This window comes from Virgibacillus alimentarius, from assembly GCF_017874635.1.
GTDB lineage: Bacteria > Bacillota > Bacilli > Bacillales > Amphibacillaceae > Virgibacillus_B > Virgibacillus_B alimentarius.
On sequence record NZ_JAGIKX010000016.1, the window covers coordinates 17,857 to 35,094 of the forward strand.

The 17,238-nt window shown below is 37.1% G+C and carries 15 protein-coding genes and 1 riboswitch; of the genes, 7 read left to right on the forward strand and 8 right to left on the reverse strand.

Annotated features, from left to right (window positions below):
- Window positions 1–23 precede the first annotated feature (23 nt).
- Window positions 24–1,025: an LLM class flavin-dependent oxidoreductase gene (locus J2Z81_RS09310; protein ID WP_226371215.1), complete on the forward strand. Its 1,002-nt coding sequence runs from the start codon at window positions 24–26 to the stop codon at window positions 1,023–1,025.
- A gap of 19 nt (window positions 1,026–1,044) precedes the next feature.
- On the opposite strand, the gene J2Z81_RS09315 is transcribed toward J2Z81_RS09310, so the two are convergent.
- Entirely contained in the window at window positions 1,045–2,091 is a 1,047-nt protein-coding gene (locus J2Z81_RS09315) for an aromatic acid exporter family protein (RefSeq protein WP_029268177.1), read from the reverse strand.
- Window positions 2,092–2,399: 308 nt separating this feature from the next.
- Between J2Z81_RS09315 and J2Z81_RS09320 the strand changes: the two genes are divergently transcribed.
- From J2Z81_RS09320 to J2Z81_RS09335, 4 genes are all read left to right on the forward strand, one after another.
- Window positions 2,400–2,510 carry a YhfH family protein gene (locus tag J2Z81_RS09320; RefSeq protein WP_198020914.1) on the forward strand — a complete coding sequence of 37 codons (111 nt, stop codon included), beginning with the start codon at window positions 2,400–2,402 and terminating at the stop codon, window positions 2,508–2,510.
- 92 nt (window positions 2,511–2,602) lie between these two features.
- Entirely contained in the window at window positions 2,603–4,213 is a 1,611-nt protein-coding gene (gene aceB, locus J2Z81_RS09325; RefSeq protein ID WP_226981309.1) for a malate synthase A, read from the forward strand.
- Window positions 4,206–5,483, forward strand: coding sequence for an isocitrate lyase (aceA, locus tag J2Z81_RS09330; RefSeq protein ID WP_029268181.1), 1,278 nt, complete (start codon window positions 4,206–4,208; stop codon window positions 5,481–5,483). Before aceB ends, aceA begins: the two co-directional genes overlap by 8 nt.
- A gap of 479 nt (window positions 5,484–5,962) precedes the next feature.
- Window positions 5,963–7,411: a C40 family peptidase gene (locus J2Z81_RS09335; protein WP_226981312.1), complete on the forward strand. Its 1,449-nt coding sequence runs from the start codon at window positions 5,963–5,965 to the stop codon at window positions 7,409–7,411.
- A 92-nt stretch (window positions 7,412–7,503) separates the two neighbouring features.
- Here the strand turns inward: J2Z81_RS09335 and J2Z81_RS09340 are convergent, their stop codons facing one another.
- The 4 genes from J2Z81_RS09340 to J2Z81_RS09355 form a co-directional block, all read right to left on the reverse strand.
- Window positions 7,504–8,097: a cob(I)yrinic acid a,c-diamide adenosyltransferase gene (locus J2Z81_RS09340; RefSeq protein ID WP_226371218.1), complete on the reverse strand. Its 594-nt coding sequence runs from the start codon at window positions 8,095–8,097 to the stop codon at window positions 7,504–7,506.
- Window positions 8,098–8,196: 99 nt separating this feature from the next.
- The gene (locus J2Z81_RS09345; RefSeq protein ID WP_226371219.1) at window positions 8,197–9,603 is read right to left on the reverse strand and encodes an ABC transporter ATP-binding protein; all 1,407 of its coding nucleotides are present in this window, start codon (window positions 9,601–9,603) and stop codon (window positions 8,197–8,199) included.
- Window positions 9,597–10,682 (reverse strand): FecCD family ABC transporter permease, encoded by a 1,086-nt coding sequence (locus tag J2Z81_RS09350; protein WP_390337528.1) that lies wholly within the window; start codon window positions 10,680–10,682, stop codon window positions 9,597–9,599. Before J2Z81_RS09350 ends, J2Z81_RS09345 begins: the two co-directional genes overlap by 7 nt.
- Complete coding sequence (locus J2Z81_RS09355) at window positions 10,633–11,619, reverse strand: ABC transporter substrate-binding protein (protein ID WP_029268190.1); 987 nt, start codon at window positions 11,617–11,619, stop codon at window positions 10,633–10,635. Before J2Z81_RS09355 ends, J2Z81_RS09350 begins: the two co-directional genes overlap by 50 nt.
- Window positions 11,620–11,752: 133 nt before the next feature.
- Window positions 11,753–11,934: riboswitch (cobalamin riboswitch) on the reverse strand.
- A 151-nt stretch (window positions 11,935–12,085) separates the two neighbouring features.
- On the opposite strand from J2Z81_RS09355, the gene J2Z81_RS09360 reads away from it, so the two are divergent.
- The gene (locus J2Z81_RS09360) at window positions 12,086–12,676 is read left to right on the forward strand and encodes a nitroreductase family protein (protein ID WP_029268192.1); all 591 of its coding nucleotides are present in this window, start codon (window positions 12,086–12,088) and stop codon (window positions 12,674–12,676) included.
- Between the two features lie 45 nt (window positions 12,677–12,721).
- Here J2Z81_RS09360 and J2Z81_RS09365 read toward each other — a convergent pair whose 3' ends face one another.
- From J2Z81_RS09365 to J2Z81_RS09375, 3 genes are all read right to left on the reverse strand, one after another.
- Entirely contained in the window at window positions 12,722–13,147 is a 426-nt protein-coding gene (locus J2Z81_RS09365) for a GlcG/HbpS family heme-binding protein (RefSeq protein WP_038221032.1), read from the reverse strand.
- A 51-nt stretch (window positions 13,148–13,198) separates the two neighbouring features.
- Entirely contained in the window at window positions 13,199–14,413 is a 1,215-nt protein-coding gene (fdhA, locus tag J2Z81_RS09370) for a formaldehyde dehydrogenase, glutathione-independent (protein ID WP_226371221.1), read from the reverse strand.
- A 210-nt stretch (window positions 14,414–14,623) separates the two neighbouring features.
- Window positions 14,624–15,529, reverse strand: coding sequence for a LysR family transcriptional regulator (locus tag J2Z81_RS09375; protein WP_226371222.1), 906 nt, complete (start codon window positions 15,527–15,529; stop codon window positions 14,624–14,626).
- Window positions 15,530–16,055: 526 nt separating this feature from the next.
- Between J2Z81_RS09375 and solA the strand changes: the two genes are divergently transcribed.
- Entirely contained in the window at window positions 16,056–17,231 is a 1,176-nt protein-coding gene (gene solA / locus J2Z81_RS09380) for an N-methyl-L-tryptophan oxidase (protein WP_226371223.1), read from the forward strand.
- Window positions 17,232–17,238 lie beyond the last annotated feature (7 nt).

Sequence of the window (17,238 nt, forward strand, 5' to 3'; positions counted from 1 at the left end):
TAGAGAAGGAGCGTGTGAAAGACATGAAATTAAGTATTCTTGATCAGGCACCGATTTCAGCTGGGAAAACAGCGCAGGAAGCACTAACAGCTTCTGTAAATCTAGCCCGATCAGGCGAAAAATTTGGTTATACCCGCTACTGGATCGCGGAACATCATGACATAGGAGGATTAGCATGTCCAAATCCAGATGTGATGTTAGGTATAATCGGAGCACAAACAGACAGCATTCGTATTGGAGCAGGAGCTGTATTATTGCCGCATTATAAAGCCTATCGAGTAGCGGAAACGTATAATCTACTGGCAACATTGTTTCCAGGACGTATTGATCTAGGAATCGGACGGGCACCGGGCGGATCCGCAGAAGCTACAATGGCACTCTCGGATAACTATTTAGAAAAGGTCCGCGAGTACCCTGATTTACTGGATGAATTATCTCAGTTTTTAAATCAAAGTTTTCCGAGAGCGCATATGTTTTCAAAAATAGTAGCCTCGCCTGTTCCAGAGACAGCTCCACAACCTTGGTTGCTTGGAACAAGTGAAAAAAGTGCAATTTTAGCTGCCGAAAAAGGAATGCCATATACATTTGGCCAATTTATGAGTAAAGAGGATGGACCAAAAATTATCCGAAATTATAAAGAAAAATTTGTTCAAATACATCCTGCAAAAACGCCAAAAGTTATCGCAACGATTTCAGTAATTTGTGCGGATACAACAGAAGAGGCAGAAAATCTGGCTTTAAGTAATCAATTTTGGAAAGTGCTTCAGGATAAAGGAGAAGGAAATGATGGCGTTCCATCTGTCGAGGAAGCGAAGGCTTATTCTTTTAGTGACAAAGAAAAAAATAAGATGGAAAGAATGAAACAAAGAATGGTAATCGGCAATCCGAAAGAAGTCGCAGAGCAGCTTTTTGATTTACAAAAACAGTACGATGTTGATGAATTTATGATGGTTACCATTACACATAGCTATGAAGCGAGGAAAAAATCATATGAATTAGTAGCAAACAAGATATTGGATGGTTAAAGAAAAAGAGGAAACGGTTTTAGTTCCTCTTTTTCTTTTGCTTTTTTCCCTCATGGTGTTGATAAAACTTTGTTACTAAGTTGTAGATCGATAGCAGCTCGTACATGATGATCAATTCAGGGGGGAAGTGAGTTGGATGCTGTTCATTATTTTTTGTGATTTCTTCATTGTCTTCCCAAAATAATTCTGTTAACTGTTTAAATTGCTTCTGGTGTTTTCGCGCATCATAATTTGAAGCATTTTTCATGCTATTTGACAGTTCATGAACTGCTTCCAGAATGATTCGTTTATCTTCTTCCAGCCATGATATTGATGTTAAAGGGGTGTTGATCAAATTATCTAGATGATAATTGATTAGTCTTAGCGTTACTAACTGATTTTGAGCAGTGTGAAATAAATATTTTTCATTTCCGATTAAGGGATGATATTGCGCCTCATCTTTTTGGAACCGGATAAGCGTTTCTGTTTGCTGTATCTTTTTATCTAGTTCTGCTATCATTTTTCTATCTGCAATATCCACTTCATGTTTATTTTTGATAATATCTTGAAATACCTTCATCACAACAATCCCCGTTTTTTTCCCTATACTTTGAACATTTTTAACAATATCTTTTGTATAATCTGGTGGTAAAATGAACATATTTACAACAGTGGATACAAGTAAACCGGTAGTTGTTGTTCCTAATCGAATAAAAAAAGAAATTAAATAATTACTATGAATTACTTCTACCATTGCAACAGCAGTTAGTGTTGCAACTAAGAGTCCAGCATGTAATTTTAATCTGAAACAAGTAGCAATTGTAAATACTGCAGCAAGCGTATATGTTATTGGAGAGTTTCCAAAAATTGAAATGAAAAAAACAGCGTAAGCAGAGCCTATTGCAGATGCCGGAAACCGAATAACCCCTTTTCTAATCGAATCTGAAACAGTAGGCTCTATCGTAACAATAGCTGTTATAACAGCAAAAACAGGGGGCCAGTTTAATAATTCACATATCCAGGCAGTGACAAATACTGCTACACCTGTTTTTAAAACACGCCCCCCTGCAAATTGAAATCGTTTCAAAACTCCATTCACCTCTAAAATTTCGTTATCCTCAACAACTTATTATAACAATAAATTTATTTTCTGTACTTAAAACAGTCTCTTTATAATAAAAACAATTATTCTTTCAAATAATCCAATAAATGTAAAGGAAATATTGGAAAAATTTATCAGCCTTAAACCTTGTCACAGAAGGATTTAAGTAGTTTTAATTGACAGATAAATAAAATTTTTCTAAAAAAGGGGTTGATTTTTTAGAAAAAAGCGCATAGACTGTAATATAACAAATTAAATAAAAATAAACCTGTTATACAAAAGGGAGTTGAAGAATGATGGAATATACAATGAAAAAGGCAACTTGTCCGGAGTGTGGAAGATCGGTTGATGAAAGAAGCATGATACTAGAATGTGAATATTGTCTATCTAAAAAAGAGGATTAATTTTTTTTGAACCTATTGTTATAGTACAAAAGAAGAAAATTCCCTTTTGTACTATAACTGTACTAATTTTAACCTCGAAAGGAGTGATGTGGATGCCAACGATCAGGAGGGAATTACAAATTAAAAATCAAGTCAGACCTAGATATGAGGAAATATTAACAGAAGATGCTTTGCAATTTATAAAAAATCTCCATCATAAATTTGATGAGAGACGTCAATATTTAATGTCGATTCGAGAGCAGATGCAGCAAAAAATAAACGAAGGGAAAAAACTTGATTTCCTGTCTGAGACAAAACATATTCGCGAGGGAGATTGGACCGTAGCACCTTTACCAGATGATTTACAAGATAGACGTGTAGAGATTACCGGATCAGTTGATCGTAAAATGGTCATTAATGCTCTTAATTCAGGGGCAAAAACATATATGGCTGACTTTGAAGATGCGACATCACCGAGCTGGGAAAATATAATGAATGGTCAGATTAACTTAAAAGATGCCATACGAAAACAAATCGATTTTCAGGCAGAAAACCAAAAAATGTACCAATTAAACGATGATCCAGCTGTACTTATTGTAAGACCCCGTGGTTGGCACTTATATGAAAAAAACATTACCGTAAACAATAAACCAATTTCAGCTAGCTTAATCGACTTTGGACTTTATTTTTATCATAATGCAAATGAATTACTAAATCGTGGAACAGGCCCATATTTTTATTTGCCAAAAATAGAAAATCATCTGGAAGCACGACTATGGAATGATGTTTTTATATTTGCGCAAGAAGAGCTTGGAATACCACAAGGGACAATAAAAGCTACTGTACTCATTGAGACAATAACTGCTGCATTTGAGATGGATGAAATATTATATGAATTAAAAGATCATGCAGCTGGGCTAAATTGTGGACGCTGGGATTATATATTCAGTTTTATTAAAAAATTCCGTGAAAATTCTGATGTGCTATTACCAGATCGTTCTTCCATTACGATGGCAACGCCGTTTATGCGTGCATATTCTTTACTGGCGATTCAAACTTGTCATAAACGTGGAGCTTTAGCTATCGGGGGGATGGCTGCACAAATTCCGATAAAAGAGGATGAATATGCAGATGAAGAAGCATTTAATAAAGTTCGTGCAGATAAAAAAAGAGAAGTGACGGACGGACATGATGGAACATGGGTTGCTCATCCAAGAATGGTTCATTTTGTGAAAAATATTTTTGATAAAAGAATGTCTGCCCCAAACCAAATAAATAACAAAATTGAAATAGATATTTCACAAAAGGACTTATTACAAACACCTAAAGGAAACATTACGGAAAAAGGGCTGCGAACAAATATTAGTGTGGGGATTCGTTATATAGGAGCTTGGCTAAAGGGGGAGGGAGCTGTACCGATTAACCATCTAATGGAAGACGTAGCAACCGCGGAAATTTCACGTGCTCAAGTATGGCAATGGATCCGTCATCAGGAGGGGATGCTTGATGATGGGAGGAAGATAACCTTTGATATGGTAGATGAAATGATTGCTGAAGAGTTAGATAAAATGCTTGATCAAATGGGAGAAAGTTCATTTTTAGATGGAGGTTATCCAAGAGCGGCAGAAATATTTACTATGTTAATCCACAAAGAAGAATTTGAGGAATTTTTAACAATTCCGGCATATAAGGAATTAATTAAAGGAGGACTTATAAATGATTGAAAAACGTGCTGAGCAATTAAGAAATGAATGGGAAAAGGACTTAAGATGGGTAGGTATTGAGCGTCCGTATACAGCAGAAGATGTGATACGTTTACGTGGATCAATGGATATCGAGTATACCCTTGCTGAAAAAGGTTCTAAAAAGTTATGGGATTTAATTAATAATGAAGATTATGTAAATGCATTAGGGGCGTTAACTGGTAACCAAGCAGTTCAACAAGTAAAAGCAGGCCTAAAAGCAATTTACTTAAGCGGCTGGCAGGTGGCTGCAGATGCAAACCTAGCTGGACAAATGTATCCAGACCAAAGTCTATATCCGGTAAATAGTGTACCTAATGTAGCAAAACGGATTAATCAGGCATTACAGCGCGCGGATCAAGTTCACTATGCCGAAGGGGATGACTCTATCGATTGGTTCGCTCCCATTGTTGCGGATGCTGAGGCAGGTTTTGGTGGTCAATTAAATGTCTTCGAATTAATGAAATCAATGATTGAGGCTGGTGCTTCAGGTGTTCATTTTGAGGATCAGTTAGCTTCTGAGAAAAAATGCGGACACTTGGGAGGAAAAGTATTACTGCCGACCCAAAATGCTGTTAGGAACCTAATCGCAGCTCGTTTTGCAGCAGATGTGATGGGAACGCCAACTGTTATTATCGCTCGTACGGATGCGAATGCTGCTGATATGATTACAAGCGATGTGGATCCGTATGATGCAGAATTTATTACAGGTGACCGAACTACAGAAGGATTTTTTAAGACGAAATCAGGAATTGATCAGGCAATTGCACGTGGTTTGGCTTATGCTCCATATGCAGACCTTATCTGGTGCGAAACATCCGAACCGGACCTAAAAGAAGCACAAAAATTTGCAGATGCCATCCACGAGAAGTTTCCTAATAAACTATTAGCATATAATTGTTCACCATCCTTTAATTGGAAGAGTAAACTAACGGATTCAGAAATTGCGAATTTCCAAAAAGAAATTGGAAAAATGGGTTATAAATTCCAGTTCGTAACACTGGCTGGGTTCCACGCGCTTAATCACAGTATGTTTGAGCTTGCCCGTAAATATAAAACAACTGGCATGGCTGCGTATTCAGAGCTTCAGCAAGCTGAATTTGCTAGTGAAGAGAATGGGTATACTGCTACACGTCACCAGCGTGAGGTTGGAACAGGTTATTTTGATGAAGTATCACAAGTCATTTCAGGTGGAACATCTTCAACTGGTGCTCTAAAAGGATCAACAGAGGAAGCTCAATTTAGTAAATAAGGATAAATTGTTGTGTAGTGACTTTAATTTTATCAGAAGGTGTCCTTTTTGTTTACTAAAAATCGTACGGAAAAGTAAAATAAAGAAGTTCGGGAGTTCCATCTAGAGACGGGACTCCCGAACCTTTTTTACATTTACTGGGTTTTTGCCCCGGCCTTATTTAATTTGGTCTCTTGGGTAAAGGCGAATTTTAATCAAAATTGGAAATAGTAGAACAATGTGTTGTAGAAGTTGCAGTAACAATGTTTATTATAAAAGGTAAATTGATGGTAGGTAACAAGGAAAAATGTCATATTTTGAAATAGTATTGTAATGTTTTTAATACATTATTGTCATTATGGAGTGGTATAATTCGAATTGCCTAGTATTTTAGGAGAAAATAATCATTACTGCTTTATGACAAATTTAATAGATACATACATAGAACAAAAGATGCGGTATTGAAATGCTAGAAAAAAGGGGAAAGTCAATTGAGAAAAATGATAATGACAGCGACAACTGTTGCTGTAGTAGGCTTAGGGAGCACAATATTTAGTGGTTTCGCTCATGCAGAATCTGTAAGCAATCTAGAAAATAAACAATCACAGATCCAGAATGAACGTGCAGAAATTAAAGCAGATTTGTCAAAAGCGGAGGCCGAGGTTGCAGATGTTTTATTTGATCTAAAAGAATTAAATGATGAACTGAATCGCATTAATAGTGCATTAGATGAAAACCAAGCAAAAATGGCAGAAACAGAAGAAGATATTTCTAAAACAAAAAAAGAAATCAATAAACTCGATAAAGAAATAAAAAAATTACAAGACAAAATAGAAGAACGCTATGAAATTCTAAAAGACCGTATAGCCTCTTACCAAAAAAGTGGTGGAGATATCCAGTACCTGGAGGTATTAACTGGGGCTGAAGATTTTGGAGATTTTATTAGCCGATCTTCAGCAGTATCTAGGATTACTGATTCCGATAAAAGGCTGATGGAGCAACAGCAAAAAGATAAGGCTAAGGTAGAAGAAAAGCAGGCAATTGTAGAAGGAAAGCTTGACGAACAAAAAGAGAAAAAAGTAGATTTAAATGAAATGAAATACATCATTACAGAACAAAAGGAACAAAAAGAAAAGAATCAACAAGATTTAAAGGATAAAGAAACAAAGCTTACTGACATGAAGGAAAATTTACAAACAGAGGATAGCAGTCTAGCAGCTCTAGAATCAGAAATTAAAGATGAGATCGAAGCAGCTAATACTCCGGAAGAAACCAGCAATACAGAATCAGAAGAATCTGATGCGGACGAAAACGAAACGAATACAGATTCCGATTCAAGTTCCGATAATGAATCAGAATCTAGCTCATCAGAATCTCGTTCAGATGAAAATAACGCTAGCACAGACGAGAACGATTCAAGTTCAAGTGAATCCAATGAAAATTCAAACCCTAATTCTACAGATGCTAGTTCTAATAATAATTCTACCGATCAAAAAAGCAATTCAAAAAGTGAAAAGAAACCTGCTAAAAAGGAAAATACATCACCGGAACCAAAACCAAATGGAAATATAGGTACAGTGATTAATGCTGGAAATAAATACATTGGAAATTCAACTTATGTTTTCGGCGGTGGGCGTACGGAAGCAGATATTCAAAAAGGAAGATTTGATTGCTCCGGCTTTGTTTCTTGGGCTTATTCAGAGGCTGGAATTTCAATACCTGCAAGCACTGGAGCTTTAACAGGAGTAGGTACAACAGTCTCACCGGATAATATGCAACCAGGTGACCTAGTATTCTTTAATACCAATGGAACAAATGGTCACGTAGGCATTTATATAGGCAACGGTAAATTTATCGGTTCTCAAACCTCTACTGGTGTAGCAGTTGCTGACATGTCAAATGGTTATTGGAAAGATAATTTTTCTGGTTTAGTAAAAAGAGTCAAATAACATTTTAATAGAGTAGAAAAAGCGTATGAATGTTTACATGGACTTCATACGCTTTTTTGTTTTGTAAAGAGGGCACATGGCCTTTAACAGCATTATCCATTTTTATGTTCACCTTTTTTATTCGTTCCTCTAAAAACCTTTGCACTGCGGATATATTCTACATCCGAAACATGTAATCGAGCATTTATTACCCGGGCAATAGCAAAAAAATAATCGGAAACACGATTCACATATCTTAAGACAATCTCAGGAATACCATCTTGTGCTTTCATTAAAGATACAATTAGCCGTTCTGCTCTTCTTGTAACTGTACGTGCGATATGTATAGAAGCGGCAGGGCTGGAACCACCTGGTAGAATAAAACGCTCTAATTTTGGTGCTTCGTTAATGTATTCATCCATTTTTTCTTCTAAATATGCAACCATTTCTTCACTCACTTTGTATTGATGTTTATCTGTTATATAAGCTAGGTCAGATCCGCAATCAAATAATTCATGTTGGATTTTTTCCAAGTCATCCAATATGTCTTTAAAAAGTTCTTTATCTAATTCTGCAACTGCTTTTCCTACAAACGAATTCGCCTCATCCAATGTCCCATATGCTTCAATACGGATATCATCTTTACTCACTCGTCCTCCAATTACACTTGTAAACCCCTTGTCTCCGGATTTTGTATATAGTCGCATTCGTTTTTCCTCCTTTTTATCACGAAGATTTACTTCATGTTATCACATTTCAAATGGACATTAGTCATATTTCTTATGAAATGTCTTTAAGGGTGGTGCTTATTGGGTGTTCCTTATCACTTTTTTAATAAGCGTGTAAACACCTCCTCTAATTGCTGTAACTAAAACAGAGGTGGAACTGGCATTAGATAGAAACTTACCTTGTTGCGTAGCTGCAATCAATATATTGTCTGTTGAAGCTGTATCTGCAGTTTTGTTTGTTTTAGAAGTTGCTATATTCATATCCTTTAATGCTTCCACTTTTGCTTCCATGGCCGACATTACCGCTTGAATAAATGCTGTTTCTTTTAGCTTTCCATTCACAAATATCCATGTATTTATCGCATTTTCGGCCCCAGCTATTACTACAATGAACAAAGAAAACTGATTTTCCCTCCAAAATTGAAATGCTACGTTATCACGTTTAATTGCAGTCATCATGCCGACAGTTGCTTTCGGATGAAAGTTATGTGTTATTAGGTGCCGCTGCATTATATCGTGAGCAGGATCATTACAGTTTTCCGCCTTATTTATATCACAAATTACAAAATAAGAATGCCAGCCAACCCCAGATCCGCATATGCCTGTTGAAAGAGTGCGAAGCGGGATAGGGGATTTAAGGAGAATATGTTCCTTTTTCACCACTAAGTAAGATTCATCTATTTTTATATTATTTTCAAGCTTTAATTCCGATCGCGGCATCATATGTAATTGTGGCTTAGCAACTTCCGGGTGAGGGTGAGTTTTAACGGTTGTTTGGTATACCTCTTCGATTATTGGTTCAGTTAATACTTGAATAGGTGTATCCAACATTTTCGTTTGTCCACGGCGTAATAATAAGAGTCTGTCACAATAAAGACTTGCCAAATTTAAATCATGGAAAATAGAAATGACTGTCATTTTTTGTTCGGCAGTCGACTTTTTTAGTAAATCAAGTAGTTCTTTTTGGTGTGCCAGATCAAGATGGTTCGTGGGCTCGTCAAGCAATAAAAATTGTGGTTGTTGTACTAATGCTTGAGCTAGAAAGACACGCTGTTGCTCTCCACCTGATAATTCATGTAGAGAAGCTTCAGCGAATCTCTCAACATTTGTTTGTTTCAATATCTTTTGGAGGATTGATTCATCGGTTTCCGTCCAAGTTTGGAAAAGTCCGTTATGATGCGCATACCTCCCAAGTGCAATAGTGTCTTTAACCGTGTAAGGAAATGTTTGTGATGTTAATTGTGGCAAGACGGCCATTGTCCGAGCTAATTCCTTTTTTGAAAAACGGGTTATGTTTTTATCATTTACTAGAATAGAGCCTTGCGCGACAGGAATCAGTCCACTGATCATTTTTAATAATGTTGTTTTTCCACTTCCATTTGGACCTACGATACCAAAGAATTCGCCCTTTTTAACAGAAAAGGTAACATCTTTAATAATAGGGTGATCCGCGTATCCTCCTGATACATGATCTACTGTTAACATGATGCACCGCCTTTACTTGTTTTTCTTTTTCTCATCAAAATTAATGCAAAAACGGGCGCTCCAATTAATGCAGTGATCACTCCAATCGGCAGCAGTTGTGGTGAAATAATTGTTCTTGAAACAAGATCCGCTAAAATTAAAAAGCTAGAACCTGTTAAAATGGATAAAGGTAAAAGGTGCGTATGATCAGGTCCCCATAAAAGTCTTGTTAAATGGGGAATCACCAATCCGACAAATCCAATCGCACCAGATACTGCAACTGCTGCACCAGTCAGCGTTGATCCTGCAGTTAAAACGATTAGTTTTCGTCGTTGAACATCAACACCCAGATAATGCGCACGTTCTTCACCAAATGACATCGCATTTAACTCTTTGCTGTTTGCCAAAAGTAATAAAGAGCCAACCATAAAAAATGGAAGAATAATGGCAATGTATTTCCATCCCCGCATGGAAACACTGCCTAACAACCAACCAATAATATCAGAAAGCTGATCACCAGATAATGCGATAATTAAAGAAATAAATGCACCTAGAAATGAATTGAAAATAATCCCTGTTAAAATAATTGTCTCCACACGCATTGTACTCTCTACTTGGCGGGCAAAAAAGAGAACGAGCATTATCGTGATAAAAGCTGCGCTAATACTTAATATTGGCAACGTATAAAGGCTAAGAAGCGGGAGGGTAATATTAAAAAACAAAGTGGAAACCGCTCCGACAGATGCTCCAGACGATACTCCTAGAATATATGGGTCTGCTAATGGATTTCTCAACAATCCTTGGAAAGCCGCTCCAGCAATAGCGAGAGAGGCTCCAACAAATCCTGCCAACAGTACTCTGGGCAGTCGTATTTGGTAAACGATATCAATATACATTGGATCTATATCATGAGTAAAAGATAAATGTAGCAATGGTGATAAAATAATAGGAAAAATATCAGTAACCGGCACCGCAACACTGCCAACAGCAATCCCAAATAAAATGGATACAATGAACATAAGAAAGCTAGCAAGGTAAGCTATAACATATTTACTCTTCAAAAATTTCAGGATAGACAACCTTTGCCATCTCCTTCGCACCATCGACTAAACGCGGACCTGGTCGGCTGACTAAATCTGCATCAATATCAAATACTTGCTTCTCTTTAATCGCAGTTACGTTACTCCAGCCATCACGGTCTAATACTTGATCAACCGGGTTATCTATATAGTCGCCGTATGTCGTAAGAATAACATCGGGATTTAACTCAACAATCGCCTCAGGATCCAACTGGACCCAACCCTCTTGTTCTTTAGCCGCATTATCTGCATGAATAATGGTTAATAATTCTTGCCAAAAAGTATTCTTCCCTGCCGTGAATATTTCTGGTTCAGGCGAGGATTCCATAAATACGGATTGACGATCTTTGTCTTGGATTGCCTCTGTCTTTTCTTGAATTTCAGCAAATCCCTCTTTCATATCTTTAATCATATCATCTGATTTATCCTCTGTTCCTGTAATGGTGCCAATGTTTTTAATAGATGTGTAGGCAGATTCAATGCTTTGTGCGTCTGTAACAACAAATACTGTAATATCTGCATCACGAAGTTGTTGCAATGCTTTTTTAGAATATTCTGCGCCTGATTCATGTGCTAAAACAAGGTCAGGTTGTAGGCTAATGATTTTTTCGACGTTTAATTCCATTCCGCCAATTTTATTGATCTCATCAACTTCTTCGGGGTAATTATCATGATCAGATACACCAACAATCTTATCTCCCAAGCCGAGTGCAAAAGAGATTTCTGTATTACTTGGCATTAAAGAAACAATTTTCTCAGGTTCTTCTTCCATGGTGATTTCGTTATCAAGCGCATCTTTGACAGTTATCGGAAAATCAGTGTCTGCGTCTGCCATCTGCTTTTGATTGCTATTCACATTATTTTGTTCAGATGCGTTATTCGTATCTTCTGATGAGCAGCCAATGAATAGGCCAAAAGATAGAAAGAGCATCAATAAAAGCGATAGAACCCTTTTCATTATAAAAAACCTCCTATTATTATGTTTAAATGAAAAAAACGTCTCCACATAGAACGGGAAACGGACATGTAAAAGTTAACAACCCTAATAGAAAAAGGGTTGTCCTTCTAAACCATCCTGTTCCTCGCAGGTGTGGTGTATTAAGATACAGGCAGGTCTCCTGACTTATGGTCATCGCTATACTGTTCCTTCCCATCCAATAGACAGTGGCACTGACAGTAGGCTCGCACATACAGTGGCGGGACCGTGTTGGATTTTCACCAACTTCCCTTTTAAGCATTCAATGAAGAAATCACCAGTATCTCTTTTCATTTTTTCATTTTGGATAATTATACCTGAAAAAAATAAAAAAGGAAAAAGTGAATTTGTCAAATCCGAGTAGAATTATTTTCATGTCGGGGTAGAAGTAGTATGATAAAATATGTATGTTTTATTTCGAAATTGATTATAACAGGAGGTAACATATATGCAAGATGTACAAGAATTTAGGAAAGCATCCTACGATATTGATCCGATTTATACCAAGCGTTGGTCACCGCGTTCTTTTTTAAATAAGTCAGTTCCAGAGGATGTGTTGCACAGTATATTTGAAGCTGCACGCTGGGCACCTTCAGCAGCAAATATTCAGCCATGGAGATTTATAATCGCTCGAACAGAAGAGGACCGGAAAAAGTTTTTAGATTTTATGTTCGATGGAAATGCCATTTGGTGTGATAAGGCACCTGTTTTAGTGGCAGTTGTCTCCAAGACAGTATCTGAATTTACAAAAGGGTATAATCCATCACATGCCTTTGATACAGGAACAGCCTGGGGCTATTTAGCATTAGAAGCTGCTCGAAAAGGATTAGCTTCACATGCAATGGGTGGATTTCATAAAGATAAGGCAAAAGAAATTTTAAATATTCCAGAAGATTATACGGTACATGCGATTATAGCGGTTGGTTATCGAGGTGACAAACAAACATTGCCGGAGAAATTCCAGGACAGAGAACAACCTTCAAACAGAAACGAAATAGAAATGTTTATTTCTGAAGGAGCGTTTGAAGAGAAATTATAATCAAATAGGGAAGGCTTTGCTTGATGGCAAAGCCTTCCCTATTTTTTAACGAGTACCTACACCTAAACCATTGAAAACCTTAGCTCCAGCCTCTGCAACCTGAACATCATGGTCAACAGAACTTCCACTCACACCGATCGCTCCTACCACTTTGTTATCTTTAATAAGTGGAATTCCGCCGCCAAAAACTACAATGCGTCCATTATTTGTTGTGTTAAGGCCGTATAGTTCAGCATTTGGAACAGTAGCTGCTTCTAAATTGCTCGTAGGCATTTTTAGTGCAACAGAAGTCCAAGCTTTATTTTGGGCAATATCAATGCTCGCAAGCCAAGCATCGTCCATACGATGGGTTGCAATTAAATTTCCGCCTTCATCCATAATAGAAATAACCATGGAAACTCCAATTTTTTCAGCTTCTTTTTCAGCACCTTCAATTAATTGTTTGGCTGTCGCTAAATTCATTTTACTCATAAAAATTACCTCCTAATTTTAAATATTTGGTAAATTCATTATAAAAATTTACTACTTTAACATTCCGTGCGGGTCAATGACGAATTTTTTTGCAACACCGCCATCAAATTCCTTATACCCGGCAGGTGCATCATCTAGCGAAATAACTGTTGCATTAACAGCTTTAGCAATTTGAGCTTTTCCGCTTAAAATAGCTTGCATTAAATCTCTATGATACTTCATTACAGGCGTTTGACCAGTCACAAACGTGTGTGCTTTTGCAAAACCTAATCCGAAGCGTATTTTTAACGTTCCTTCTTTGGCCTCTGCATCCTCAGCACCAGGATCCCCCGTTACGTACAGACCTGGAATACCTAAACGTCCGCCAGCTCGAGTAGCTCCCATGATAGAATTTAGAACGGTGGCCGGAGCTTCTCCTGCTCCTTCTCCGTGTTCGCTTGCTTCAAAGCCAACAGCATCGATAGCACAATCCACTTCAGGAATTCCGAGGATTTGTTCGATTTGTTCTTCCAGTTTATCATGTTGTCTTAAATTTACCGTTTCACATCCAAAGCTTCTTGCCTGAGCTAGTCTTTCTTCAATCAAATCTCCAACAATAACTACGGAGGCACCCAAGATTTGTGCAGCATGAGCAGCAGCTAATCCAACAGGTCCAGCACCTGCTACATATACCGTTGAACCTGGTTTTACACCTGCACTAACAGCACCATGATAACCAGTAGGGAAAATATCAGACAACATTGTTAAATCAAGTATTTTCTCCATCGCCTGATCTTTATCCGGGAACTTTAAAAGTTGAAAATCTGCGTATGGAACCATCACATATTCGGATTGGCCACCGACCCATCCGCCCATATCTACGTAGCCATAAGCAGATCCAGGTCTATCTGGATTAACATTCTCACAAATATGTGTATCTTGCTGCTTACAATTTCTGCACCTTCCACATGCAATATTAAATGGAACAGATACAAGATCTCCTTTTTTTATGAATTCGACATCCCGTCCAACCTCAATCACTTCACCAGTGATTTCATGTCCAAGAACAAGTCCTGAAGGGGCGGTTGTTCTGCCTCGAACCATATGCTGGTCACTTCCACATATGTTTGTAACAATAACCTTCAAGATTACCCCGTGCTCACATTTTCTTCCAACGTTTAATGGGTTAACTCCAGGACCATCTTTTAATACAAGATCGGGAAAGCCAATTTCACGAACCTCGACTTCTCCAGGTTTTGTGTATACGACACCTTTATTAGTTGCCATTCAACTGCCTCCTATCATTTTTAACTTGTAGTAAATACAATCATTTTACAGATTTATTTATTTCCCCCTTTTTCCATTTGATTAAGTATTCTAGGATGTGCTATTTACTTACCCCTATCATAAGCTGCTTTAGTTATCAGGTAAAATAGCTAATATTGATAGTTGCTATCACTTGAACAGATAGCATAATTTTTTATTGATTAATTTTATTCATTGCTCGTGGTAAGCTCTGTAAATTGGTTTAACTAAGGGAGGATAAACAACATCTGTAAATTTATTGATTGTCTCGATAAACTTATTCATGGTGTTTGTCATATATGCATCAGAACGCCGTATAAAAGAAGTGGATATTCGACTATATTTATCAGGAATTTCATGGCATTGAATAATACCATCCAATTCTAATTGTCGAACGGTAGACTGGGGTACAAGGCTGATTCCAAGGCCTGAGATGACACTTCCCAGAATGGTTTCTAACGTACCGAATTCCAATACTTTTGTATTAATGACTCCTTCATGTTTAAGCCAGTCTTCCAACCGGGCACGATAATTACAGCCTAAATTAAAAACAAGAAGAGGTTTCTGTTTTAGGTCATCAAATGAGGTTTTTTCATTGCTGGATATTAGGACTAAATTTTCCTGGAAGACGTCCACCTTATCAATATTAGGGTGAGATTCGAACCCAGTGACAAAAGCACCGTCCAATTTCCGTTTGAGGAGTTGATCGATAAGTTCTTTAGTCACGCCAGTGATAAGCGATAAATCAACATTGGGGTAGTTTCTGTGGTAGTTGGATAAGATAATTGGTAATTTAATAACGGTTTCTACTGTACCAATTTCCAGTATTCCTGAGGGGATATCGGGATCTTTAATTGCTTTTTCCATTTCGTTTACCATGTGAATGATCTTTTCAGAGTAGTTTAAAAGCATCTTTCCTTCTGAATTTAGCGTTGTTCCTCGACTGTGCCTGTGAAATAATTGTGTGTTTAATTTTGTTTCTAAAGATTTTATTCTGGCAGTTACATGTGATTGAACGTAGCTTAGTTCATCTGCAGCTTTACTGATACTTCCATTTTTAGCAACGCTTTGAAAGATCAGCAAATCTTTTATTTCCAATTGAAACCACCACCTCCAATTTTAATTTCTTAAATACCGATAGCTATCTTTTCTTGTCATCTTTATAAATAATAGGTACATCTATGCACTATATTATAATAAATTGAAAATATTAACAAGTAAGAAAAGCGGGAAAACAGTCACGGCTTTAAAAGGTTTGTATGAGAATCGCTTTCGATTTTGATATATATAAAGTATTAAAATTTAAAATTCTAATACTATATATATCATCGAGTAATCTAATCTATATTAGTAATATTTAATCGCACATCGTATAATTGATTCAAATATATTTTTTGATAACGGGCAATATTTGGATATAAGGGATTGATAAACATAGGAGAAATAAAGCGAATACGACAAAGAATTCAACTTAGTTAGAAGATAAGCTATCAGTATGTAAGATACCAACCATCATTAACTATCATTATACGCGAAGTAGTATGCATTGTATAATTAACATAAATAAAATCAGAATTATAAAAAAACTGTTTTATAGGAAATTCATCTAAAAGGAGGAACATAAATGACGAAGCATTATGATGTAATTGTAGTAGGGGCGGGTTCTATGGGGATGGCTGCTGGGTATTATTTGGCACGTCAAGGAGTTAGGACGCTATTAATAGATGCTTTTGACCCACCACATGATCAGGGAAGTCATTTCGGTGAAACACGTATTATTCGGCATGCTTATGGGGAAGGAAGAGAATATGTTCCGCTTGCACTTAGAGCTCAGGAATTATGGAATGAACTTGAGAAGAAAAGTCATCTAAAAATGTTTACACAATCAGGAGCGATGGGATTTGGCCCTAAAGGTGATGCTCCATTCATTGATGAGGCAATAGCTAGCGGAAAAGAACATCATTTAGAGGTGGATTATCTTACAGGTGCGGAAATGAAAGAACGATTTCCAGGTTTGAATGTACCGGATGATTATAGTGCCTTTTTTGAGCCTCATTCGGGATTTTTGTTTAGTGAAAATAATATTAAAGCATACAGGGAGCTTGCTGAATACCATGGGGCTGATTTATCTGTAAATAACCCGGTTGAAAACATTGAAGCTTATGAGGGTTCTGTTAAGGTAATTACGAAAAAGGAAACTTTTATTGGCGATAAATTAATTATCAGCGGTGGTGCTTGGAACAAGAAAATAGCAGCCAAACTCAATCTTGATCTTGCACTTATTCCTTCTCGTCAACCAGTTGCCTGGTTTGAGGCCGATGAAAAATTGTTTAATGTGAATGTATTTCCTACATTTATGGTGGAGGTTCCAAGAAGGGATAAGCGAGCAATTTATTATGGTTTTCCAACTTTTAATGGATGTGGACTAAAAATAGGCAGACATGAGTATGTAGATGCAGTTGATCCAGATACAATGAATCGGGAATTTGGTTCTGATGCAAACGATGAAGGTCATCTGCGAGAATTCTTGGACGAATTCATGCCAAAAGCTTCAGGAGCCCTGAAAAAAGGGGTGATTTGCATGTATACTAGAACCCCGGATGGTCATTTTATTATTGATAAACACCCAGAATACCCACATATTTCCATCGCAGCTGGATTTGCTGGTCATGGATATAAATTTGCAAGTGTTGTAGGTGAAATTTTGTCACAATTGGCTATATCAGGGGAAACAGATCATGATATATCCCTTTTTAAGATTGACCGACCAAGTCTTAAAATGGCAAAAACTAAAACTTAATATGTGA